This window comes from Streptomyces sp. NPDC047079, assembly GCF_040643755.1.
In the GTDB taxonomy this organism is placed as follows: Bacteria; Actinomycetota; Actinomycetes; order Streptomycetales; family Streptomycetaceae; genus Streptomyces.
Genome location: NZ_JBEYUZ010000020.1, coordinates 22,519 through 46,614, shown reverse-complemented (window position 1 = coordinate 46,614; position 24,096 = coordinate 22,519). Strand labels below are relative to the sequence as shown.

The window sequence follows — 24,096 nt, the reverse complement described above, 5'->3', positions numbered from 1 at the left end:
GGCCCCGGCTCCTCTGCCTGGGCCGCGCGTGCGTCTACGGACCGGAACCTCGTCTCCGTTGACGGCTTCCGCAGCAGCGGCTGCCAGCCCACGACGCTCAATACACCCCAAAGCGCCGGCGTGAAGTTGGTGTCCGGACGGGTGCCGGGTAGCTCATAGTGGACTGCTCTACGACATCGACCCCTTTAGAAACGGATGCCCGTGACGACTGCTGCCAGCGAGCCTTCCACCGAGCGTGTTCCCGGCCGGGTCTGGACGGTCCGTCTGACCGGGCATGCCGACCGGACCGCTACCGTCAGCTGCACTACCGCGGCGTGCCGGATGCCGCCCCGTTCCAAGGACCTGGCCGGGCTGCGGGCGTTCGCCGCGCAGCACGCTGCCGCGCACGCGCGGGTGGCCACCGTCCACGCCAACGCCTGGTGCCACTGCGGCTCCACGCAGTGTGCCGCCCACCCGGACACGCCCGCCCACTGCGCGGGCGGTGTGGCGCTGGTCCTGCAGCACGATCCCGTTGTCGGCCGTGTCTGGACACTCCAGGAGGTCTGTGCGGCGTGCGCCCCGCTGATCCCGAACGCCCGCATCCTGGCCCGCGTCGCCCAACCTTCCGGCGCGAGCTGGCGCCGGGACGGGCAGGTGCCGGCGGCCCAGCTGCCGATGCCCGCACGCCCGGGCATTCCTGGCGGCTTCTCCTCACCCACCGTTCAGCCGGCCGAAGGCCCCGTCCGGCAGTCCCGCCGGAGGCCGAAGCCCTGGAGTGAAACGCTGCGCAGGGTGCCCGCGAGCGGGTGAGCGCGCAGCACAACGCACCGGCCAAGCCGCCCTGATGGCCCGGAGGACCGCCTGCGGTGCGACGGCCGGAGCTGGTCTGCCCGCCCGTGCACCGGCACCACCCGCCCCTCTGCTCCCTCTCCCTTCTGGTGGTCGACGCGTTCACCCGCGGATGGACTTACCGGGTCTCCTGCAGTCATCCCCGGCGTTCACGCCGGGGATGACTGCATCTCGAGGCAGCTCAGGGCCTAGTTCCACATCAGGTGGGGGCTGGTGCGGTCGTCGTCGGTGAGGGTGCGCTCGCCGATATGGCGGGTGGCGCCCCCGGTGAAGTAGCCGCGGTGCGCCGCCCACAGATCGGCGTAGAAGTGCCGGAAAACAAAGTCGGCGAACCGTCCCACGTGCATCGGCGCGGCGCAGGCGATCCGGCAGTGCGCCGAGTTGATCGTCAGGTGCGAGGCCGGGTGCCCTGGGGCGGCGGAGGCGGGGTCGTAGTCGAAGCGTACGGCCGAGTGCAGCACCATGCTGGTGGGGTTATCTGCCACGTAGATGTCGACGACGTCCAGCAGGGGGTCGACGCGGACCATGTCTTCGTCCATGCGGTAGGGCGCGGGTATGTAGGCGAGTCGGTGGCCGGTGATCTCCCCTCCTTCCACGTCGTAGGTGAGCTGCAGGAGCGCTCCGTCGAAGAGGGAGGCGGAAAAGGCGCCGGCTTCCACCCACCGGCGGTAGTCCTCCAGACCGGGATCCCCGCGGTGGGTGAGGAAGGGCATGCTGGGATTGAGTGAGTGCCACGAGACTCTGGTGCCGTCGATGGACACCGGGTTGATGTACACGGCGATGTCTGCGTTGAGCAGGTAGTCGAGGAGGTTGTTGATGTCGTCGCGGACGGCTCTAGGCGTCGTCACCCGGCAGCTCTTCCCTCAGCTTGGTCATCAGACGTGTGCGCAAGGCAGGGGGGATGTCACCGAGGTCGATCTCTTCTGCTTCGTAGGCTTCCATGAACATCTGCAGGCCTTCGGTGGCCCGTTTCACCGACGCTCGGCCGTGTGCAGACTGGCTCCGGTTCACCTGCCGCATCCGGTCCAGCTCCGCGCGGCTGGGAATGGTGAATTCCAGCTGGAAGTTCTTCTCCCGGACGGTGTCGACCTCGCGTGAGATCACGCCCATGGCGTCGCCGTAGCCCACGATCCGCACCCAGGCCCGGCTGCGTGTGATGGCAGTGAAGAGCGTGTTGCGACGGGTGACGGCGTTGTAGTCGTGGGCCGCGTATTGGGCGTCGACGACGTAGACCATCGGCGCCTCGTTGCCCTTGGCGCGGAAAATGTGCGCCAGGGCGACGGAGTCCCTCACGAAGACCGTGTCCGCGCTGGTATTGACGCCCACCAAGTGGGAGGAGATGTCATGTTCGCGCAACGTCCGCATGAGCCGCGGGGCGCGGGACTTCGCGCGGTAGACGTCGGGCAGGACGATCAGGATGTCGTCGTGCTCCAACTCGTCTTCGGTGAGGTTCTTTTTAATCTGCCGGGCCACCCAGATGTCCTGTGCTTCCTGGCTGTCGAAGGCCTGCATGACGACGGCGTCGTCCACCCTTAGCTGCTCACGGAAGTAGGCAGGGGCACTGTCGTGCTTGCGCCGCAGGGCGACCCGCTCGCCGAGCGCCAGCTCACCGCGCACGGTCTCGTAGCCGATGTCGGCCCACAGCTCCGGTTCACCGAAGTGCTGCAGCAGACCGCCTTCGCGGTAGGCACCGATTCCCAGGGCATGCGCGGTGGCCAGAGCCCAGGGAGTGTTGCGGTAGCAGACGGGCAGGACGATGTCTTTTCTCGGCTCGTTATCCCGGTTGACGATGCTGACCAGGCTCTCCATTTCCGGGCCGGTGCCAAAGAGCTCGTCCGTGCTGGGCATCGCCGACTCCGACAGCTTCTGCAGCTCGTCATAGCCCCACACGATCCGCTTGGGATCCTTGGTGAAGTGATAGACCAGTTGGAAGAACTCTGGCGGCAGATCCTGCGCCTCGTCGATGAGAACGACATCGAAGATGGGGTCCGGACGCGTCTCCCGGACGATCGTCAGCAGTTCGCGGCAGATTCCCTGGAACGCATCGTCCATTCCGTAGGTGGCACGGGCATAGTTCCAGTCCCGCGCCGTGGTCCCGGCCGCGCGGGCCATTTCGCTGTAGAGGCCGGCACGTGAGGCGGAGCCCCACGAGTGCATGATCTGCAAATACTCCTCGTCCGGGCGGTCGTTGCTGAATTCGAAAGCGAACCGGGTGACGAGATTGCCGATCTGCTCGTGCAGTGCCCGGGAGTAGTAGGTGAACGCAATACGCCAGTCGGGGTGTTGGGTGTGCAGGTAGGCAGCCTTCAGCGCCAGCACCACCGTCTTGCCGGACCCGGCCAGACCGCGGATTCGTTGCGGTCCCTCCGGAGTCTCGATGGCGGCCCTTTTCTGCCACTGGTCCAGGTTGGCTATCCCCGCCTCAATGATCTTCAAGACAGCGCCGCGGGAAGCGCCGTCCTGGACCGAGGCGCGTTTCTTGACCGGCTTCATGGTGGTCACACGTTGCAGCGCCGCTTGGACTGCCCGCTCAAGAGACTCATCCAGACCGGGCAACTGGCCGATGTCTGCCGCGACGTCCTGCAGATCGCTGTAGATGCTGCCCTCGGCGTCAGACTCCGGGGCCTCCACACGGTCGGGAAACACGGTCACCGTGGTGATGTCCACTGCGAGTGAACGGCGCTTGCGCAGCGTGCTGTGCTTGCTGAGGGTGCTGTCCAGCACGTCGTAGAGCCGGTCCTGACGAGCTTGCGCCTCTTCCCAGTCCTCCGGGCTTTGCGGGATCGAGTTGGGCAACAAGAACGCGATCAAGCCGTGCGCCTGGCTGACCATCAAGGCATCCACTTCAATGGTCTCATCAGCCGTCGCCAACACCGGATAACCGAGATACAGAGTTCCCTCGTCGGTCACCTCCCGCAGCTGCTCCGCCAGCAACGAGGCGCGGATCCGATCACGGCTCTCGCCGTACACCACCTGCAGGGCCATTCGCGACGCAACTTTCTTCGGCTCGACGGGCTGTGGGGCCACTTCCCGTTGGACTTCCGCAGCGCGCTACGGACGCTCCATCCTAGTGAGAGCAATGATCTCGGCAGGCCGTGCCGGCCGCGCCCTCTACAGCCCGACCGTCAGCCGTTCGGTGGGCCTATCCCGAGAAGTCGAGCGGGAGAGTTTCCTGGAAAGCGCCGTCCTTGCCTCCGCTGGCTTCGGCGATGATGTGCTGCTGCTCGTCGTCGTCCTTCGGCGCGGACCTGCGGTACTGCGGGTGATCCAGGTCCATCTGAAGCGCGGCGTGCAGGGGCGCCGGGTAGCGGGTGCGGTCGCACCAGCTGAGCGCCTGATGGCAGAGGCGGGCCACGGCGACGGCGATTGCCTCCCGGTCGTAGCCGCGCTGCGTGTACAACGGAGTGATCTCCCGCGTGGTCATGGCGTACCAGGGGGAGTTCATCTCGTTCTCCTCGAAATCGCCGTCTCCCGTCGCCCTGGCAGGGTCGGCACGCCAGCGGGTCTTCTGCGCCCCGTACCGCTTGCGGCCGTAGTTGCGGGGCTCGGTGAACAGGAACCAGGGATGGCCCTCCGGCTTGTTCTTGGGGTAGTAGAGGTCCTTGGAGGTCTTGATCTCCTTTTCGCTGCCGTCCTTCAGTGTCTGGGTGACGTAGGCCAGGCGCGGCATCTCGGCCTGGAAGCAGTTCATCCGGATGATACTGACCGGCTGCGTTCCCAGGCCCTGGGCGGGAAGCCAGAGCCTGTCGTCGGACGGGTCCTCGGCTGCGCCCTGCTTGTTGTTGTGCAGGCCGGGCCACGCGCGGCGGCAGGCGTGGCCGTCGACGATCAGGGCGTAGGGAAGCCCCATGAGCTTGTCAGGCAGCTTGCGCAGGGCCTCGCGGACGTCCTGGCCGGCCTGTGCCCAGCGGGCAGTGTCGTCGTCGCCGTCCTCCTTGTGGAGGGGGTAGTTGAGGGAGTGGAAGAGGTTCTGCGCTTCGGCGTAGTCGCGCCAGCGCCGCTCCGGATCCAGGTTGGTCCAGGCGATGTGCCGCCAGTCGCCGCCGGGGGTACGGGGCGGGACCAGGCAGGCGGCGGTGATGATGCGCTTGGGCTGGCCGCGCAGGGCCCAGTCGGACTTCTGCTTGCGGATGTGGATGCCGCAGAAGGCCATGCGCGGGATCGGGTAGGGGTCGCCGGGGTTGTAGAGGGCCTGCTCGAAGCGCTGGTCGACGACTCCGAGGGAGCGGTGCAGGTCGAGCAGGCCCATGAAGACGGGGTGGTCGTCCCACGGGATGAGCGGGGCGGTGACGGTCTTCATCTCGTAGGCCGGCTCGCCCTCGGCCCGCTGGTCCTTCCGCTTGTACTTGCGGCTGGCGCCGACCACGTACTGAGAGGGGATGCGGGCATCGGACAGGGCCCGCCGGGTCTGGTGCTTGGCGTCAGCGGTGGCGAGCTCCCGGGCGATCGTGGAGGCGTTCTTGTAGGTGCGCGCGTCGTCGGAGTCGGCGCCGGGCAGTTCGGTCTCGCACCAGGCGGCGAGCAGCCAGCCCTCCCGGGCCGCCGAGGCGCGCAGCCTGTCCAGTTCGCGGGCGCGGTTGACGTCGCTGCCGTGCCGCAGGAATTCCTCCGCCTCGAGGAACACCATCTCGATGCCCTCGCCGAGCGGGTAGGGCTCCTTTTTCTGAGGATCGAACGCATCGGGATCCTGGCCGTACATGTGGGCCAGGCCCTTGAGCATGCGGATCCGGGTCTGCTGCCGGTAGTAGAGGCACACAAAGCGCAGCCCCTGGTAGCCGGCGTGCTTGACGCAGGCGAGAACGCTGGCGGGGGAGGGCAGGCCGAAGCCGTCGACGAACGAGACCTCGCCCTTGTGGTCCTTGTTCTTCTTGCGGGCCTTCTTCTCTTCCTTCGCCGCCTCGTCCAGCTGCTCGAAGGTGCGCTGGGCGAAGACGTTGCCGTCCGAGTGCAGGACCACCGGTTCGACGGTGTCGCCGAACACGGAGTGCACGTGCTCCAGGAGCATCCGCAGGTGGTGGGTGCCGGCCCCGTCTCCCACCGCGTGCGAACGCTTGGTGGGGACGATGGGGCGGACCGTCCCGGGGGCGGGCGCGGTGAAGGACGCCTTCCTCTTGTCAGCCGCTGCGGCGGCCACCGCGTCCTTCTCGCTCTGCGCGCGCTCGTCGACCGCGCGCAGGGCCGAGCGGTCCGCCTCCAGCACGGACAGGATTTCCAGGGCATGCCGGTTGGTGCCGCGCAGCGCGCCCCGCCCCTGGAGGGAGACGGTGAGGATGGGCTTGTCGCCGCTCTGCTCCACCATGGCGGTCTTGGAGTAGATCAGCGTGTTGTCGATGCGCCGCATGTGGGCGTCGAAGAGGAACACCGGCTCGGTGAACGCCGGGTAGGTGACCATTTTGGCCGAGAGGTAGGAGTGCGCGTACTCGGCGTCGGACCGGCTCGAATCAGTGGGCCACTGCTTGCCGATCTTGCCGAGGGCCTCGGGGCTGAGGGGGTGGCCGTGCCCCACGAAGGCGGGGCCGATGGGGTTGTTCCAGGCGATGACCTCTCCGGTGCTCACCGGGCGGTAGCGCACCGTGGCGGGCTTGTCTGCCCTCTTCCACCGCTTGGTGCGCTCGACCGGCTCGCCGTTCTTGTCGAGCTTGGGTGTGCCGTCCTCGTTCCGCTGTACTTCCCGGACGGGCTCCATCGCGTAGTCCAGGAAGTCCTTGCCCGCCAGCTTGATCGCCAGCAGCCATCGGATCGCCTCATACGCCCAGTTGGGCGGGTTGGGCACGGGCGGGGTCTCCTGCCCGGCCGCGGACGACTGCTGGGGCAGCAGGTACTGCTTCAGGGCGAGGCGGCGCGGCTCGGTCTCGGCGACCAGGTCCGCCACCTTCGACTGCGTGGCGAAGGGGATGTCGGCCAGCGGGGTTCCCCGGCAGATTCCCTCCAGGTAGGTGAAGACCGTCTGCAGGGTGTCGGCCTCGACCTTCTCAAGCGTGACCATGAAGCGCAGCTTGCGGTCGATGTACACGTACCCGCCGGTGAGCTGCTTGAGAACGGTCGTCACGATCGAGTACGGGATGAGGAAGTAGTCGGTTTCCCCGCCGGCGGTACGCAGGCTCTTCTTCGTCCGTCCGGCGACCTGGCCCAGCACAGCCCATTCGTCGCGGACGTCGTCATGGAACTCCCAGACCCAGGCATGCATGTCGTCGAGCATCGGCTCGACGCAGCGGAAGGCCAGGGTGTGGGCGGCCAGCTTTCCTGACCTGGTGCGTGGCGCCATGGCAGCGCTTCCCTCATTTCTGTTTCCCTCCTGGGCACGCCGCGCCAGGGAGAGGCCGGTCACGTCTGGGCGGGGTTGATTCCCGCATAGGACAGGAAGGAGGACAACGCCTCGCCGTACAGCTCGTTCATGAACGCCCGCTGCTGAGGCGTCCAGTTGCCGTGAATACGGCGGATGATCGTCGCCAGGTCCGCGCTGAACTCGGTGCGGTGCAGGGCGTGGTCGACGATGTACAGGTTCATGTCGGTGTCGCCGCGACGGGCCCGGCCCGCGAGCTGGACCAGGTCGATGAGCATCCCGGCGACCAGCTCCTCCTGCAGTTCGTGCGCCATGTTCGTGAAACGGCTGGGCGAGCGCAGGATGCGGGTGATCTGCTGCCGGGAGGCGGCTTCCGCCTGGCGCAGGGCGGTGACGGGGGTGCTGCTGCCGCCCTCAGGCAGGGCGTTGATGCCGGCCGCGTTGACGCTGCCGTGCATCCACTCGATGTCCTCGATGCTGAGGACCGGCCGGGTGCACAGGTAGATGTCACGGACGGCGGAACGGCTTTCGACGAGGATGTTCAGACCGCGCGCGATGATCGCCAGGGGGACGATCAGGATCTCTCCGTGGTCGGGGAACCTCTCCAGTTCCTCGCGCACCATCTTGCGGACGAAGGAGGGAATGTGCTGCTCGTAGTCCTCGGGCCGGCGGCCGCGGACCACCACGCACACCCGGTGCCGCAGTCCCTCGGCCTGGGCCAGCCCGGAAGCCAGGTAGGCCGCCTGCTGGTAGGAGTTGACGGCGAGGATGCACCGGGCGCGGGTGTGCTCCGTCTCCTCAAGGAAAGCGAGCCGGTCGGCGAGGACCTGCTGGTAGAGGTTCTTGCCCAGGACGCGCAGAGTCTGCGGTTTGGCATCGCTGTGGATGCCGCCCACGCTGATCGCCTCACCGTCGCGGCTTCCCCCGGTGTAGCGGACCGGGCAGGGTTCGGTGACGATCGACTTGGGCCGCGTGTCGGGGATCCACCACTTGACAGGGGCGTGCAGGTGTTCCTCGACGGCCTGCGGGAAGTACGCGGTGGCCGACAGGCCCAGCACAGGCCGTTCGACCCCGGCCGTCATCAGGGCGGTGAGACCGCCGAGCTGGGCGGTGAAGGTGTGCGGGTCACCCGCGACGGTGCGCACCAGGAGTTCCGCCTCGGTCTCCCGGTTCTCCAGACCGCGGACCTGGTATCCGTTCAGGGTGTGCCCGAGCACGGCCAGCGGATACAGGCCGACCACGGGGGAGTCCTTGATGCTTTCGAGGATGCGGCGTACCGACCCCAGATCCAGGTGCCGCAGCCCCTGCGCGGTGCGCCGGGTGCGGCTGAGAGCGTCGTCGATCTCCTTCAGCACGGTGCGGGTGACCAGAAGGTTAACGGCGGCGGCCCGCTGGTCGCTGTCGGGCACGGCATCCCGCAGCAGGTTGTTCAGCTCCTGCTGGACGAGCTGCAGGTAGTCCTCCCCCCGCGGCGCGGCCAGCGCGGTGAGGGCCTCTTGGACGGCCTCCCAGTCGGCCCCGTCCGGCAGCGTGGTCTCGGCAGCGCTGGACGGCGGGTCCTCGCGCCACCGGCCGGGCATGAGTGTGTCCAGGAGATGGAACATCTCCCTGCTGATCTCCTCGTCGCCGATCTCGCCGGGGAAGAGGACGTGCAGGAGTTCACGATCGCGTGAACGGGCCAGCCGCCAGCCGTCGTTGCCGCCCCCGCCGGCCGGGTTGTCACGGACGTTGCGCGGATTCATCCGCAGCCGGGTGCCGAGCGACAGGAGCAGGAACTCCGACATTAGGCGGGCCTGGGCGACCGGATTGAGCAGACTGTGCTCGTAGGAAGCCGGCAGCCGCCTGGCGTCACGGTCCAGATCGCGCAGGTCGCTTTCGCGTTTGCGGGAGGCGAGGTTGAGCTCGCTGGTGCAGCGGCTGATCGCGGTCTTCTGGAACGCGTCGACCTCGTCGATGACGACGAGGTCGCAGCTACGCAGGACCATCTCCAGCACCGACAGGCCACGCGTGCCGCGGGCCTCGCCCCGCCACTCGGCGCCGTCCAGGACCGCGCCGATCCGCAGCGAGCCGGAGATGAGATTGGCGTGGTTGGTGACGATGACCGAGGCGCTCGCCGCCTCGTAGAGGGGGGAGAACTTCCCGCACACGGGGATGAACGGGCAGGCGTAGGCCTTCTCCTCTTCCCCGGGCCGGGTCAGGCCCAGGCAGTTCTCCTCCCCGGGACGGTAGAGGCTGGAGGGTTCCATCAGCGGGCGCTGTCCGCACCCGTAGGCGAGGTGGCTGATGTCGGCCCGCTCCTTCGGCGTCCACTCGGTGATCAGTGCGGACGTTGCGTAGGAGGCGTAGTCGAGAGCCCGCTGGTGCCGGCTGTAGGGGGACATGAGAGGGACACAGGAGGTGTGTTCGTCGAGGTGCCCGTGCTCGTGCAGATAGGTGAGATCGCCGTTGATGTCCCAGGCCATCGCCAGGGTGGACTTGGCGTCGGTCACTCCCAGGGCGATCTTGATGTCCTTCATGGCGGCCCACGAGGCCATCGCCCGTACCAGTACGGTCTTGCCGCTGCCGGTGGGGGCGTTGATGATCTGCAGCAGTCCGGAGACGGTCTTCAGCTCGAGGACCGGCCCGTCGTCGTGGCTCTTGAGCGCGGCGAGGAACTTCTTGAGGACCCTGTGCAGGTAGCGGAACTCTTTGCCGCGTCCCCTGAGGAGCTTGGTGACCTCCTTCAGCTCCGCCACCGGGACGGTGAGTGTGTCGCGGTGCGGGCGGGTGGACAGCTGGGGCAGCGCCTCGTGTCCCGCGGCCTGGGTGAAGGAGGGGGTCCGCGCGAACTCGATCTCGCGGTTGGTGGTGCCGTGCTCCTTGCCGAGGTAGGCCGTGCGCGTGCGGTAGGTGCCGGGCCCCGCGAAGGGCAGGGCCCGGGGGCGCTTGCCGAAGGTGAAGAACCGCCGTGTGACAGAGGCCGCGTACTCCAGCAGGTCGCCGCCGACGCGGGGGATGACACCCTCGGCCTCGAACGGGTCCTTACCCGGAATGAGGAAGGATCCTCCGGACCGGTCGGCGCCTTCCTGGTCCAGGTCCATGGCGCCGAGATGCGCCAGCGCGGCAGCCTTGAACTTCTCCGGGGCGGCGAGGTCGGACGGCAGCAGCCGCATGACCTGGGCCGTGACCCGTTTCTCATAGGGGGTGCACGCGCTCCAGGCGTCCCAGGCCTGGGGTTTGCGGTGTGCGAAGTACGCGGCGTCCGTGAAGGCGGCCGTGATCCTGCCGTCGTCTCCGGCCCGGGGGAAGAAGTGGCCGGCCAGGGCGAGCGCCCCCAGCATGCCGGCTTCCTCCGCCGTCAGTTGGTCGCTCACCGGGCACCGCCCTCCCGCACCGTGCGCACCACCCGTTCCAGGAAGTCTGTCGCGGTCGCGGCCTGCATGCCGTGCCGCCGGCACTCCTCGGTCAGCTGCGGGATCTGGCTCGCCCGGTGGTCGGGGACGACGATCCAGCCGGCTTGGCCCTTGTCCCCGCCGTCCGCACGCAGCTTGCCCACCAGCTGGTTGGACCAGCGGTAGTCCTTGAAGTCCACGGTGAACAGCACCAGTTGCCCGCGTCCTTCCCCGCGCGCGACGAGAAGGTCGTAGGCGTCGTTGTCGGGCCACAGCTTCACCTGGACGCCGCTGTCTGCCAGGCGCTCGGCCAGGACCTCGTACAGGCGGACCTCGGGCAGCCCGGGGATGGTGGTGTACCGCCACACGTCCCGCGCCAGCGCCTTGTAGCCCGCGGCCGGAAGGGCCTGCGGAACACCCGGCACGGCGCCGGTGTACAGGGCCAGATGGCGCGCAGACGGCGTCCGCACCTCGACGGCCTGGTCGAGCACGGGGATCTGCCCGCGCACCGGCGTGAAGATGTAGGACGCCCCGGTCTCCGCATGCCAGGGATACAGGCACTGCACACTGCCCCGGGCCGTAGCGCCCTGCCCTTCCACCGTGATCTTCATCGGCCAGGCGCAGGCGGGACAGCGGAACCAGTACCCCTGGTGGGTCATGTACGTCGGGATGTCCTCGAAGAAGTCCAGCGCCGGGGGAGGTAGCCGCAGTTTGCGCAGCTCCTCGACCGTCACCGCCGGATTCCTGACCAGGTTCTCGCGGTGCACGCGGTAGTAGTTGCCCTTGAGGCTGGCGTACACGGTCTCCTGTTTGTACTCACCCTGAAGGTCGGAGAGCGTCACCCGGCCGCGCAGACGGCCCACTTTCCTGGCCGCCCGGATGACCTGGACCACCTCGTACCGGTAGTCGAAGGCATCCTCCGTGGTGAAGCCGTCCTTGTCGAGAAACCGCAACGCATCCAGCCCGGGCGGCGACGCCCAGCCAGGCATCAGCCCCTCCAGGCTGCCGGCCATCTCCCCGCCGAGCCGGTCCAGCAGATCCTCGAAACGCACCGGATGCCCGGGCCCGGCGGCGGCCATGAGCAGCCCCTGCGCCTCCATGATCTGCACCAGCCGCTCAGCGCCGTCCAGATTCGTGTTCGTCAGCGCATCCCCACAAACGGCGAACGCCTGTGTTGCATCCAGCCCGGGCCCCACCAGACGTTCCCGCACGCCGCGTCCCTCGGCGTCATGCTCCTCGGTCACCTTCGACACTCTAAGACAACTACCGGACCAATCATGTGCAAAGCGCAATTTGGCACCCAGGGGGGCGCAACCGCGCCGCCATCAGCGGTGCCAGCTAGGCCCGTTGAGGTCTGCCCCACGTCTCCTGGCGGGACGGGGCGATCCGCCCGGCATCGACGTCCGGGTACAACTCACGATAGGAGTCGCGGTGATCGAGGATATGGCGAAGGCCGGACTCGGTCACGAACCACCGGTACGGACCGTGCTCGGCCCCGTCCGGATGCCGCAGTTCGATGAAACCGCGCGACGGAGACTTCCCGCCCGGGCTCCTCCCGACGGCCAGAAAATGCGGTCCACGGCCGGCAAGAGAGCCGTCCACGCCCTCACTTCCCGCGAGAGCAACGCGCACGAGAATGCGCCACAGCCACCGCGACATCAAAGGCGACGGCGGCCCCTTCTCCCGGCCGACCCCGAGCGCCTGGCGGGCAACGGCCCGCCCACGGCGCGTCAGTTCCACCCGCGTCCGCCTCACCTCGCCCAGCCCCTGGACGTGGACGCGGTCCCGATAGGTCACCACCAGGCCCCGCCGCTCCAGAGCAGCGACCGAGGAACCGGCCCCCGGATCGTGGACACCCGCCTGGCGCAGCCGGCTCTGTATCCGCGTGTGCCCGACCAACTCCGGTGGGGCGTACAAGGCCAGGTCCATCCGCCGCCACTCGACCGCCCTGCGCCCCGTCCCGCCCAGGCGCCGACGCTGCCGTTGATCCTCCTCAGCCTCCTGATCCTGCTGAAAGATGCACGTCAGATAGGTGCGCTGCCGGCCGTTGAGGGCGTCCCACACCTGCTGCTGTGCAGCGGAAGACTCCTTCTTGGCGACCTGTTGCGGCAGCACCGGCACGACATCGGCGGGGCGCGTGCGGCGCCAGGCGTCCATGACCACCCGCTCGGGCACGCCATAGACCTGGGCCAGAAGACGAACAAGCCGTCCTGCGCCCTCAGGCGTACCCCACATCCGGTTCCGGACGGCCTGCCCCCGCTCCAACTCCCTGAGCTTGCGCCGTTCGGGGCGAAACGCGGCACCCCCTTGCTTCCGGGCGATCGCCCGGCACGCCTCGGCCGCGCTCAGCCCGGCGTCACGCCGGAGGTCCCCGAGGGTCTCCCGTCCCCGCTCGCCCGCGAACAGATCCTGGGCGTCGCACCCCAGCGCCCGCAGAAGCTTTCCGAAAGCCCGGCCCGCAGGGACGTGCGTACCCGCTTCCCAATGCTGGACAGCCCTCTCGGTGACACCGACGGCTTGCGCCAGCTCATCCATCCTCAACCCCCTCATTGAGCGCCAGTAGGCCAGCGCTTGGGGGGAGAAGGACCGTGGAGGCATGCCTCCAGCAAAGCGTGACGAAGACTTTGTCGCAAGATGACGCACCAAATATTATCCATAAGATCCCATATCTAAATTTCATTAGTTTTTACCCGTTTCGGGAGGTGCTCTGTGTGGCCGACGACCTGGTGTGACGACATCGGTCGTATCCGCCGGTGGGATGGATCTCGGCCGCAGGCATGTGAGTGCAGTCTCTGCCCGCGCGGGCAGCCGCAGGTCTGCGCCGGGCCATGCACCAGGCTGCCGTTTCCCTGGTGCGCGGGGCGGGTGTCTGGGTACGCACAGCTCAAGGAACGAGGGCGTCGGCGGGCACGGACAGGTCGAGTTGGGGCGGGCGTCTGGCGTGCGTGCGCAGGTGCCGGGCTTCGGCGGACATCTGCCCTGCGCTCACACCTGTCCGTGGCTGCGGTGAGTACTGCGCGCGGCCTCGGCCTCGCCATCCGCTCCAGCCCCTTCGACTCTCAGGCACTGCTGTCGGTGCTCGGCGATCGGTACGGCTACTGGACGGACGACATCGAGCACACGGACCCGTTCGGCTGGCCGGCCACCTAGGACGGCACGATCTGACCCGCCAGTGGGGGTGCGCAGATACAGCGCAGCGACTACCTGGTGCTGGTGCTGTTTCTCCAGAGCCGCGGGCGTGTGCTGCCGGCCGCCTCGGCGGCGATCCGAGGTCCTCCAGGGCCCATGCTGCACGGCCGCGACAGAGCGCGGGATGGCGCGCGCTGACGGGTTGTGCCCACCCGTTGCTGACGTGAGCGACGAAAGGTCATGCCATTCTCACGCCGAACGTCAGCTCATCATGGGTGGTCTGATCGCACCTGGGCAGACCAGTTCAGCGGCCCGGTAGGCAAGATGAGTTCACGAACGCCGCAGCCGGTGAGGCTGACGCCGCGGAAGAGGCGTGTGGGGCCTTGGACAGACGCTCTTGCGGTCTGGCTGGGCTACGCGGGTGAAGAATCGTCATTGATTCGGCTCTTCGGTGAGCTGCTTAGGCGGGGCGGGCCCTTGGGGTGCCGGTAGGCGGTGGTGTTCTCCATCTCTATCAGCCGGTTCTGCGCCACCGTCAACATCACGGCGAGCTGACTGTCGAATTCGGCCTCGGCGACCCGCACCCGGAACAGTGGGTCGTGGGGGTCGTTGCGCCGATGCCAGTTGCGCCTGAGTACCCGGCTGAGGTCCTCCCAGATCTCCTCACTGCCTGACTCCTCATCTCCGTCGTGGCAGGGCACCAGTAGCCCGGTCGTCGGGTGGTGCTGGTTGTCGAACTCCGCGAGTACGTCGCGATAGGCCGGGGTGCGTACGGCCCATGGATCGACAAGTAGGATGCTTATCTGGTTGTTGGCCGTCGCTTCGTGGAGGCGGCTGCTCAGCCGGTCGTCGACGACTTCGATGTTGCAGGTGAAGCCCTCGTCCACGATCATTCTCTGCGCCCGGTGGGTGATCGTGGGGTGCTTGGGCGGGTGGTATGGCGTCCACTCCCACGGAGAGCGTCCGTAGTACTCCGGCCGGTGCCGCCCTTCCGGGAGCGCGTTCACGATCCCCGCGGCCACGAAGACCTGGACATGTGGAGCGCTTAGTGCGGCGGGCCGCTGGTGCTCAGTCACTGGGAACAGGCTGCGCACCTCGCCGAGGTCGAGGCCGGGCGTGAACGGCAGCCGGAACCGGTCGGCGGCGAACCGCACCCGCTCGGCGACTTTCTCGACGACCCTTCGGTACGCCGGGCCCGTCGGGTCGGTGCGCAGGAGGTGCATCAGACCGTGGGTGCTGTACTCCTCGCCCATGCCTGCATCGTTGTATTGGAAGCGGGTGATTTCGTCCGGGAGCTCCCCTTCCATTGGTGCCCACAGCACCGGAACCAGCGCGGGTGCGTCGATGTCGGTCGCCTGGCGGTACTCCCGCAGCCGCTCCCGGAAGGCGGTCCACTCCCTGCCGCAGTACTCGCTGTTCAGATACGCCGGGGAGTACAGCGCGACGAAGGCGCGGCAGCGCCCGACCGCGTCCCCCAGCACCCGCGCCCAGTCCGAGCCCAGACCGAGCCCTTCGACGTCCCGGAACGGCGGCTGCGCGGCCGGGTCGGCGCCAAAACGCCGGAGCTCCTGCACGAGGTCGTCGTAGAACCGGTTGACGAACTCGTCGGAATTGCCCCTCCGCGCATAGCTGAGAAAGAAGTACGGTTCGGGGCCGGCACCAAGGCTCACAGACGGGCGGAGGGTGGATTTTTGTGGCTTGCGCCGAACATCTTCCGTTGTGCCCGTCGCGCCTTGCAGCCACGAGTCCGGTAGGCGCAGAACTTCCACGTCGGTGCCCAGTTCGTTTGCGATTTGCGTCGATTCATCAGCGATGACGAACCGTACGCTGGGCAGCTGCTGCAAGGGGCGAACTACTTGGTCTACGATGCTCCGGCGCTGACTCGGGAAGGCCTCGTGGAGCCGGTCAAGTAGTACGAGCACCGTGCCCGGGGTGCTGGCGACTTGACTTATCCAGTTCTTGGAGCGCCGTTCGTATCCGAGTTGGAGGACTAGGTCCCGTGATACGGCGTCTGCAGCGTCGGGAATCGAGCTCAGCAGAACGACCCTTACTCTCGCGTGGTCTTCGCGATGAATGGTGTCGGGATCTGGGATGCTGCGCTGGGCGATTTGGCGCTCGAGGAACCGGAGAACCGTCGTCTTGCCGGATCCTTGCGGTCCGGTCACGATCCTGGGCCTGTCGTCGCCCGGCTGGTACAGCAGCCAGTCCATGATGGCCTCGAGAACATTCGACTGCCCGGCCCATGGGGCTACGTTCGCTGGCAGAGGTGAGATACCTACAGTGCGCGGCCGCCCCGAGTCAGGGAAGAAGCGGTGGAAGGCGGAGGGGGCGCCTGGTCCCCAATAGTCAAGGGCGCGGGCGCTCGTCGTCCATTCCGGAGATATCCGCTTCTTGATGCGGGTGGCCAGGCCCTCGAGGTCCGCAAGTGCGGCTGAACCACGGTTCGGTCTCGACAGCTCGGCGGTCAGCGCGTGGGCGAAGGCGCTGTTGAGGCGATCTCTGATGCCCAGATGGCAGGCCAGTACCCAGAGGGGGGGATCTTGCGAGTCCGCCGGCTTCCTGGTAGCGGGTGGGAAGCCGGTGTCGAGGATGAGCATGAGGCTACTCAGTCGACCGGAGAAGGCCTGGTGTAGTCGCGGAATGGTGATGCCGCTCGGCTGCCCGGTGGATGGCTTGCTGTCGAAGGCTATGAGCTGCGGTGTGCCGTCGGGCCTGATCGTTGTGTGGCTTGCGAAGTAGACGACCACCACATCGGAGGGGCGGACGCGCTTGCTACGGGCCCAGTCTTCGATGTTTCGCAGCACGGTGGCTGTCGACGGGTTGTCCGCCAGCTCGGGCAGGACAGGTGTGTACCCGAGTGTCTCGAACGCCTCCCGTACCCGGGCGATGTCCTCGGGGACTTGGGGAAGCTCCGGCAAGCTGTTCGGGAACCGTGAGACGCCGATGGTGATCAGGAAGCGTCTGGGGGCGCTCCGGCCTGGCCTGGCCGGGTGGCTATCGGCAGGGGTCGAGGGTAGCTGCTCGGCCTGGGGTTCGGGCGTGCGGTGCGCTGCCGGTCCCAGTTTCCTTTCGAAGGCGGGCACGACGGAGAGATCCAGAATCTCCGTGCTGTGCGCCGTGGTCCTGCGTCGACGGCGACGGCGTACCAGGTTCTGTACTTCGGCCCAGTGCTGGGCTCCGGCCGGGAGGAGGAGGGGGCCATTCGGGTCGGCGACCGCTGCGGTGAAGCGTGTCGCGCCAGCCGGCATGTGGCGCTCGACGTAGGCGGAGACGCTGGCGATGACCTGGGCGGCTTCGTCGCGCCGCAGGGTGCTCAGGAGACGCTCGCGGACGCCGGGCACGAATTCGTAGGCCTGTTGAAGCGGATCGCGGTCCGTGCTGCTTGTGGGAAGTCGGCGCAGGAGCCCGCTGAAGAGGATCTCGGCGAGGTCTGAGGGTGGGCTGTTGGGGAGCATCGCCGACTGCACCAGTCGCATGACGGCGATGTTGAGGGGGGCAGCGGACAGGTAGGCCGCGAGGCGGAAGACTCGCAGCTGCGCCTGCGCGAGGAATTCCTCGAAGCTGATCGGCTGCCCGGCAGGTGACGGTGTGAGGTCGTGGACCGCTGCTGTCTCGCCCGCGGACAGGCGTACTGCCGCGCCGTCGAACTCGCCCACGCCAGCGACGGACTTGGCCCAGGGCGCCAGCCATTCCGGAGAAATGGCCAGTACTGGTAGGGGTACCTCGCCCGGTTGCGGCGCGCGCGAGCCGAGGGTGTAGGGGGTGAAGTGCAGCCGCGTGGGCGAGCCGCCTGGCTCGGCGCTTCGGAAGCGGCCGGGTTCCGGTGCCAGTGCTGTTTGCGCCCATAGATGTTCAGGAAGCGTCTGCAGGACTGCGGCGGGCCCGCTGCGAGCCCATTGCCGCAGCATGCCGCGCAGGGGTGCGGTGCCCCAGCCCGGGTCGACTCCGTCGGTGAGAAGCAACGTGACCGTGCGTCCGGTGGGATCGCTCGCGGTCGCGGCCGATCGCGGTGCCTGGCGTGGGCTCGCGGCCAGCCCGGGCGTGCCGTCAGGGCGCCGACGCAGCCAGTATGTCCGAATGCTGTGGAAAGCCCCCAGCTCCTGCAGCACGCCAAGTAGTTCGCGGCCCAATGGCTGCCACAGGGCGGCGCCGTCCCCGTGGACGTCGATGACGAGCGCGAGGTCGAGCCATCGGTCCTGGGCGGGGACGAGAACGGGCATCCACAGCGCCTCGTCGGCGATTCGGTCGGCGGTGGCGTCCTCGTCCAGGACCAGATGCGTCGTCGAGGGCACCCGGCGCTTGAGCGGACGCAGCGACCTGGCCAGGGCGCGCCGGCGCGGCAGCGCGGGCGCGCCGACGACGCGGATGAGGGAGGCGGGATGGAAGCGGGTGCGCTCCTGGCCGGGGACCTCGGTGTCCGGCAGATACAAGCGGCCGTCCGGCCCCGTCTCCCCCTGATTGGCGGCTGCCTCCGAAGCGTCGGCGGCAGTCTCCCCTCGAACCGCGGGCGACGGCAGCGTCTCACTCACAGCGCCTGCGTCGGACGATGTCTGCGCCCGGACGAGGGCACCGGTAGGCAGGTTCGCGGCCAGCCACAGCAGCTCGGCGACCTCCCGTGGTCCGGTCGGTAGCCCGTGTGAGTCGAGGGCGCCGAGCAGCGCGCCGAGCCGTGCGATGCCGCCGCTGTCGTTCGTCACTCGACGGGAGCCGTCAGGTTCAGATGCTGAAGCACCAGCCTGGCAATCCCATCTTGATCGGGTGCGCCCTCGCGGACGGTCCGGCTCATCAGGTACACCGCGTTGAGCAGCTGGTCGGTGGCGAGTTCACCGGTCGCCGCACGCTCCATGAACAACTGGATGATCTCGTCTGCCCGGTCGTCGGCGCCTGGAAGGTGGGCGCTCACAATGGCTCGCAGTCGCGTCTCGTTTTCGGTGACTGCCGGCAGTTGGAGGCGGACGCACCGCCTCAGGAACGCAGGAGGAAACTCTCGTTCCCCGTTGCTGGTCAGGACGACGAACGGGAAGGCACGGCAGCGCACCATGCCGCGACGCACCGTGACGTGCTCGCCGCCGTCGGCTGGCCGGATCGTGATCGTCTCGTGCGTGTCCGCTGCTCGCGCCAGCTCCGGGATCTCGAATCCGCCCTCCTCGAAGACGTCGAGAAGATCGTTCGGGAGGTCGATGTCGCTCTTGTCGATCTCGTCGATCAGGAGCACGCGCGGCAGCCGGTAGGGGGCCAGAGCGGTGCCCAGCGGGCCGAGGCTGACGTACCGGCCGGGCCCTGTAGGCTGCGGCTGCGCGCCCGGCCGTGTCTGGCGCCTGTTCACGCCGGCCTCCTCCAGGCGGCCCAGCGAGTCGTACCGGTACAGCCCGTCGCGCAGTGTGGTCTTGCTGTTCACGGGCCAGCGCAGCACCGTGCCCAGTTTCAACTCGCTCGCCACCGCGTCCGCGAGCGTCGACTTGCCGACGCCGGGGTCTCCGGTGACCAGCAGCGGCCTGCGCAGATAAAGGGCAGTGTTCACCGCTTCGATGATGCTTGTATCGGCCTGGTAGGCCGCGGCCCGCGGCAGTCTGCGCCGACCCTGTGCGGGTACCTCCCGGTCGAAGGGAGTCACTTCGTCCCCGTCGTTGCCGAAATCACGCCACGGCGGCGGAGCGGGCAGGCGGTCGATGCCATCGTGCGGCTCGCCGACGCCCTGATAGATCCTCCACTCACTCAACGGGCTGTCCTTCCTCGACCGGGGATGCCGGGACTAGGGGAGTGCGAGGAATCCGCCGGCTGGGGTCGTCCCACAGCAGCACGAGGTGCTCGCCGATGTGACCGTCGTCTTCCGCTTCGATCTCCGCATCGTTGCGCAGTACGCAGACCCTGTCGGGCACGTCGTCCCGCAGCGTGTCGGAGAGGAACTCACGCGCCCGGGTGAGGAACCCCGCATCGGGGCAGGCGTCCCGGCCCGGGATTCCGCAGGGACTTCCGCAGGTCGGCGGGCCGGGCACAGACCCGCGTCGCCACAACATCATCGGAACTCCGGACGTGAGCGCGACCATGTACGCCTCAGCGACCGGTCGTTGACGCGGCGTCCCGGCCAGCGCCAGCGCGGCCAGCGTCGGGTCGTTGTTGAACATAGCGTCGAGTGCCGCCTGGCGCTGACGGTCGCGCCCGCAGACACAGACCAGCGCCTCACCCACCCGCTTTCCCTCCAGATGACGCCAGCGCTCTTCCCAGGCCTTGTGGAGGTGCGGAGCCTCGTGGCGTTCCAGCGGCCGCACCACCAGGTCACACTTGCGTCCCAGCGACCAGTACCCCACCTCCGGCCACAGCTTCCAGCCGGCGAAGTCCTCGTCGAGGACCTCGCGCGGAAGGATTAGTTCTATCAGCCCCCTGCGCTGCGGGTTGTCAGCCATCAGATCGATCTGCTGAGCCAGCAAGTCGGATAGCAGCACGAGGGCCTCCCGCAGAGGGAGGGCAGAGGATTCCGAGGCGCCCGGGACGATGTCGTGCGGAGACCGGAACCGCCAGACCATGACGTGGTAGAGACTGCGGTCCCGGAGTGAATGCCGGACCCTGCCGATCACCGAGGGCCGCCGGGCTGGCACTCCGTTGCCCGCCAGCCGGGCCCGTACCGCGTCGCCCAGCCTGAGCCGGCCAGCGGCGATCAGTACTTGGTCCCGCAATGCGGTCACCCCGTCCGACGCATCGGACGGCGCCATCGCCAGCTCACGGGCGAGGTCGGCGCAGAAGGCGAGCTCATAAGGGAGTTCGCCGTCCGGCGGCGGCAGAAGCGCGGTCAACTCCACGTAGACGTCGCGATGGGTGAGCAACGGTCGCTCCGGCAGAGGCGTCCCAGGCGCGGCAACAGCTAGAAACGCGGCGGAATGTGATCGATCGGCGTCATGGGAGCCGGGCAGCGCGGCCAGCAGGCCCAGGAAGTGTCGATCAAAGGCCGTCTCGGATACCTGGCCGACGGGGACCTGTTCCACCCGATCGGACAGCATGCGCCATCGTAGGTCCGACTGGTGGAAGCGGTCGTGTCTTTTGATGACGGTCCGGTACACCTCCGGGTCGAGCAGCCGCAACGAGTCGAGGGGGACTCCGAAACCGCCCATGGTGGTGTCCTCCAGGCGGGTTGCCTTGACGACCGCACATACTCCGGCACTGGTGTGATCGAGCACAGGGCCCCCGGAGAGCCCCGGATTGATCTCCCCGTCGACGAGTTCCATCAGATGGCCGGCGGCCTGGGCGGTGCGGCCTCCAGATATCAGCCTCACCCGGCGCGGCGCGGCAGCGGCTTGGAGCGTGTCCGCGAAGCCCACCGCCGTCAACTCACCTCCCTGCAGGGGCCTGGCCATGTCGAGCCACACGCAGGGATGACCGTCAGGTGGATCGAGGAGCTGCACGACGGCCAAGTCGGGGAACGCATACAGCGTGCTAGTGCGGTCTGGGGTGTCCGCGGAGGCCGCTACGACCACAGCTTCGTAGTCCTGGCCGTTCCACCGAACCAGTGCGGGCAGCCCAGCCTCAACGCCGGCGACGTGAGCGCAGGAGACGACGAATCCGGGGGCAACGAAGAATCCCGTGCCGTCGGTTGTGCCTTCCACGAACACGCGGCAGTTCTCCAGGAGCTCCTGGAGTGCGGCGAGTGGGTCGAATCCGCGCATAGCGACCGTCGGAATCTCAGATGGTTATGGCGAAGCGGGACAATCTCACGCACCGGCGGCGGGTGCAGGCACGATATGGGAGTCCGGCTGCGATGGTTGGACGGGGTCGGGTGCCGTCGCGGTCCACTTCAACGTCACCTTGAACGCGGCCTTGCCGCCGACGCCTGCCAGCGCGGCGACAACTCCGTGTTTGCCCGCGGCCAGCTCCAGCCCGAACTCGACACCCACCTCGTCCGGCCGGGCGCTCGCCACCGCGGCACGCACGTTCGAAGCCACGGCATGTAGTGACTCCTGGAAGCCCTCGATCCGCTGCACAACCTGGTCACCGAGTCCGGTGTCCCGCGGCCCCTGTCTCTCAACCATGGCCCAGACCATCTGCCCATCCGGCATGGCGAGTTCGATCGGCTGCTGTGCCAAGGTCCCCCCTCAGAAACTGCGTGACACTGAAGCTGGCGGACATCGTATCCACGATTGATCCCGCACGGCGCCAGAATGCTGATGGCCGGTTGGAGACGCTCGGTGAGCCCCGTGCCCCGCCCACACGGCCGCTTCCCATGCCTGCATGCGCCTGCGATACCCGGCGCGCGAGGGCATCAAGCCCGATGCGGTCATCGTGCTGATCTCCTTCAAAGACTTGGTCGTCTTGAAAGATCAGCCGGTGGCCGTTCTCATATCCGGACCCTCACTCCGACGCCGGACCAAACGCCCGGATCAGGCGGGAGCCCGTACACCACTGCACAGGACGCAACCCCGGGAACTGTTGTGCAGCCAGCTGAGCGTGACCGATCCAGGGGGGGGCAGCGGCCTGCTCACAGAACTGGGCTCCGGGTGACTCAATGGTGCGCTGTGTGGGCCATGATGTGCGTGGGGAGCGCTGCCGTGCGGGTGGCGTGTAGTGGGGGTGAAGCGTGTTGCAGGAGTTGGGGGAGAAGGATCCGCGTACCTGCGGTGGTTTCCGGCTGTTGGGCCGGCTGGGAGCCGGTGGGATGGGCGTGGTGTATCTGGGCGAGGACGATACGGGCCGGCAGGCTGCCGTGAAGATCATGCGCTCGGAGTACGCGGACGACGCGGTGTTCAGGGAGCGTTTTCATCGTGAAGCCCGGGCTCTCGCCGCAGTCAGCAGCCCCCACGTGGTCGAGGTGGTGCACCTGCCCACAGCGGGGGAGATGCCGTACCTGGTCACGGAGTACGTTTCCGGAGGTTCCCTCGCCGAGCGCCTTGAGGCTGGCCCGCTGCCCGTGGAGGATGTTGCGCGGCTTGCGGAGGCCTTGGCGTGGGCGTTGGAGACGATTCACGCGGCCGGGATCGTCCACCGCGACCTGAAGCCGTCGAACGTGCTGCTGGGCGCGGACGGTCCGAAAGTGATCGACTTCGGCATTGCGCAGCTGGCCGACGCCACCGCGGTGACCCGTACCGGCTGGAGGCTGGGCACCCCGGGGTACTTGGCGCCCGAGCAGTTGGCCACCGGAACTGCGGGTCCTGCGGCCGATGTGTACACCTGGGGGCTCGTGGTCGCCTCTGCCGCCCTGGGTCGTCACCCCTTCGGTACTGGGCCTGCCGAGGCGCTCGCCTACCGCATCCAGCACACCACACCGGATCTGAGCGGACTTCCGCCTCACCTTGTGCGCGCGGTCAGCGCAGCTCTCCGCTCCGATCCACATCAGCGACCCTTGAGCAGGGACCTGCCCCGCCTGCTGCGGGAGCCGGCTACGCTCACCGCGTCCTACACCTATCCAGGCACTGCCTTGTCGGCCGGCCGCGGCATGCGCTGGTGGCACAAGGCCGCTATCGCCGCCGCCGTATCAGGTGTCCTCTCGGCGGCGCTGGCCGCCTACGCCCTCTCCCATCAGTCACCCGCAGCCGGCCACGCCCTGACACCGTCTGCACCCTCCGTCCGCCACGGCGCCGGTTCCACCGCACAGGCTCAGGCGGCCGCCTCCACCGCACCCACTTCGCCATCAAAGAAGCCGCACGCAGCAACCAGTTCGCTAACCGAGTCCGCCCCCACACCGTCTTTGCGCCCTGTCACCCAGGTCAGCACTTACACGCCCTGGACATTCGGCGAGCCCGCTGATGACGTCCGCGTCGTCGCGAGCGCTGACGGCAACTGCTTCGCCTCCTCCCAGGCGGCCTTCCGCCCTGACGCCTACCGGTGCATCGTCGGCAGCGAACTGAAGGACCCCTGCTTCAGCCCGCCCAATGACCCCAGTCCAGCCGTGCTATGCCCCACCTCCGGCGCCATCGGCAAGGTCTTCAAGATCAACCTCACCGAGGCACTCCCTGATACCAGCGGCATGGATGAACAGCAGCCCTTCCCCTTCAAGATCGTGCTCGCCGACGGACAGGTCTGCGATTCCTATCAGGGGTCAGGCATCGCCATCGCCGGCAAAACCATGTCTTTCGCATGCCCCCACGGCGATCTCTTCGGCGGTCCCGATACCACCAGCAGCACCTGGACCATCGACTACCGTCCCACCGGCGCCAGCAGTTTCCACTCCACGGACATTGCCGCGGTCTATCAGTAAGCACCACTGCGGCCTGCGCGGGCCGACGGGACCAGATGATCGACGCAGCAATGTCACAGGACCGCATCAGCCACCGGGCGCCAGTACGCCGGATACGTCCGCGTGTCTCGAGAGGCCGCATACCGGGCTCGTCGCTGCGCATTCGAGATCCGGCGGCGAAGGGACGCCGGTCAGCCGCACGCTCGGGTCGCTTCCAGGGGCCGTGCGAGAGGTTGTGGGATGTGTGTGCATAGTGAAGGAATCGTGTGTAGGATGCGCGAGGACCGCGTGCGGGTGGGGTACTTGAGGCGGTTATTCACCGC

The 24,096-nt window shown here is 67.9% G+C and carries 13 protein-coding genes; 3 read left to right on the top strand and 10 right to left on the bottom strand.

The annotated features are described in order from the left end of the window. Positions 1–321 precede the first annotated feature (321 nt). Entirely contained in the window at positions 322–789 is a 468-nt protein-coding gene (locus ABZ823_RS23585) for a hypothetical protein (RefSeq protein ID WP_361663725.1), read from the top strand. Between the two features lie 227 nt (positions 790–1,016). On the opposite strand, the gene ABZ823_RS23580 is transcribed toward ABZ823_RS23585, so the two are convergent. The 6 genes from ABZ823_RS23580 to ABZ823_RS23555 all read right to left on the bottom strand — a co-directional run bounded on the left by ABZ823_RS23580 (position 1,017) and on the right by ABZ823_RS23555 (position 13,080). Continuing rightward, the gene (locus tag ABZ823_RS23580; RefSeq protein ID WP_361663722.1) at positions 1,017–1,676 is read right to left on the bottom strand and encodes a DUF2290 domain-containing protein; all 660 of its coding nucleotides are present in this window, start codon (positions 1,674–1,676) and stop codon (positions 1,017–1,019) included. After that, positions 1,663–3,813: an ATP-binding domain-containing protein gene (locus ABZ823_RS23575; RefSeq protein ID WP_361663719.1), complete on the bottom strand. Its 2,151-nt coding sequence runs from the start codon at positions 3,811–3,813 to the stop codon at positions 1,663–1,665. Before ABZ823_RS23575 ends, ABZ823_RS23580 begins: the two co-directional genes overlap by 14 nt. 157 nt (positions 3,814–3,970) lie before the next feature. Continuing rightward, a complete protein-coding gene (locus tag ABZ823_RS23570) occupies positions 3,971–7,093 on the bottom strand; it encodes an RNaseH domain-containing protein (protein WP_361663716.1) in 3,123 nt (1,040 codons plus the stop codon). A gap of 59 nt (positions 7,094–7,152) precedes the next feature. Beyond that, positions 7,153–10,464 carry a hypothetical protein gene (locus ABZ823_RS23565; RefSeq protein WP_361663713.1) on the bottom strand — a complete coding sequence of 1,104 codons (3,312 nt, stop codon included), beginning with the start codon at positions 10,462–10,464 and terminating at the stop codon, positions 7,153–7,155. Continuing rightward, positions 10,461–11,726, bottom strand: coding sequence for a hypothetical protein (locus tag ABZ823_RS23560; protein WP_361663710.1), 1,266 nt, complete (start codon positions 11,724–11,726; stop codon positions 10,461–10,463). Before ABZ823_RS23560 ends, ABZ823_RS23565 begins: the two co-directional genes overlap by 4 nt. A 94-nt stretch (positions 11,727–11,820) precedes the next feature. Next, positions 11,821–13,080 carry a helix-turn-helix transcriptional regulator gene (locus tag ABZ823_RS23555; RefSeq protein WP_361663707.1) on the bottom strand — a complete coding sequence of 420 codons (1,260 nt, stop codon included), beginning with the start codon at positions 13,078–13,080 and terminating at the stop codon, positions 11,821–11,823. Between the two features lie 408 nt (positions 13,081–13,488). Here ABZ823_RS23555 and ABZ823_RS23550 point away from each other — a divergent pair, with 408 nt between their 5' ends. Then, positions 13,489–13,632, top strand: a complete 144-nt coding sequence (locus ABZ823_RS23550) for a hypothetical protein (protein WP_361663704.1) — start codon at positions 13,489–13,491, stop codon at positions 13,630–13,632. Between the two features lie 392 nt (positions 13,633–14,024). Here the strand turns inward: ABZ823_RS23550 and fsxC are convergent, their stop codons facing one another. The 4 genes from fsxC to ABZ823_RS23530 all read right to left on the bottom strand — a co-directional run bounded on the left by fsxC (position 14,025) and on the right by ABZ823_RS23530 (position 21,632). Then, positions 14,025–18,308 (bottom strand): FxsC protein, encoded by a 4,284-nt coding sequence (fsxC, locus tag ABZ823_RS23545; protein ID WP_361663701.1) that lies wholly within the window; start codon positions 18,306–18,308, stop codon positions 14,025–14,027. Continuing rightward, entirely contained in the window at positions 18,305–19,330 is a 1,026-nt protein-coding gene (locus ABZ823_RS23540; RefSeq protein WP_361663698.1) for a MoxR family ATPase, read from the bottom strand. Before ABZ823_RS23540 ends, fsxC begins: the two co-directional genes overlap by 4 nt. Further along, positions 19,323–21,215: a trypsin-like peptidase domain-containing protein gene (locus ABZ823_RS23535; protein WP_361663695.1), complete on the bottom strand. Its 1,893-nt coding sequence runs from the start codon at positions 21,213–21,215 to the stop codon at positions 19,323–19,325. The genes ABZ823_RS23540 and ABZ823_RS23535 overlap by 8 nt, the downstream gene beginning before the upstream one ends. 99 nt (positions 21,216–21,314) lie before the next feature. After that, positions 21,315–21,632, bottom strand: coding sequence for a CU044_2847 family protein (locus ABZ823_RS23530; protein WP_361663692.1), 318 nt, complete (start codon positions 21,630–21,632; stop codon positions 21,315–21,317). A 545-nt stretch (positions 21,633–22,177) separates the two neighbouring features. On the opposite strand from ABZ823_RS23530, the gene ABZ823_RS23525 reads away from it, so the two are divergent. Next, positions 22,178–23,794, top strand: a complete 1,617-nt coding sequence (locus tag ABZ823_RS23525) for a serine/threonine-protein kinase (RefSeq protein ID WP_361663689.1) — start codon at positions 22,178–22,180, stop codon at positions 23,792–23,794. Positions 23,795–24,096 lie beyond the last annotated feature (302 nt).

Coding starts and splice junctions, on each gene's coding strand:
- ABZ823_RS23575 (WP_361663719.1), bottom strand. CDS start 3,813: ATGGCCCTGCAGGTGGTGTACGGCGAGAGCCGTGATCGGATCCGCGCC.
- ABZ823_RS23570 (WP_361663716.1), bottom strand. CDS start 7,093: ATGGCGCCACGCACCAGGTCAGGAAAGCTGGCCGCCCACACCCTGGCC.
- ABZ823_RS23530 (WP_361663692.1), bottom strand. CDS start 21,632: ATGGTTGAGAGACAGGGGCCGCGGGACACCGGACTCGGTGACCAGGTT.
- ABZ823_RS23555 (WP_361663707.1), bottom strand. CDS start 13,080: ATGCCTCCACGGTCCTTCTCCCCCCAAGCGCTGGCCTACTGGCGCTCA.
- ABZ823_RS23585 (WP_361663725.1), top strand. CDS start 322: ATGCCGCCCCGTTCCAAGGACCTGGCCGGGCTGCGGGCGTTCGCCGCG.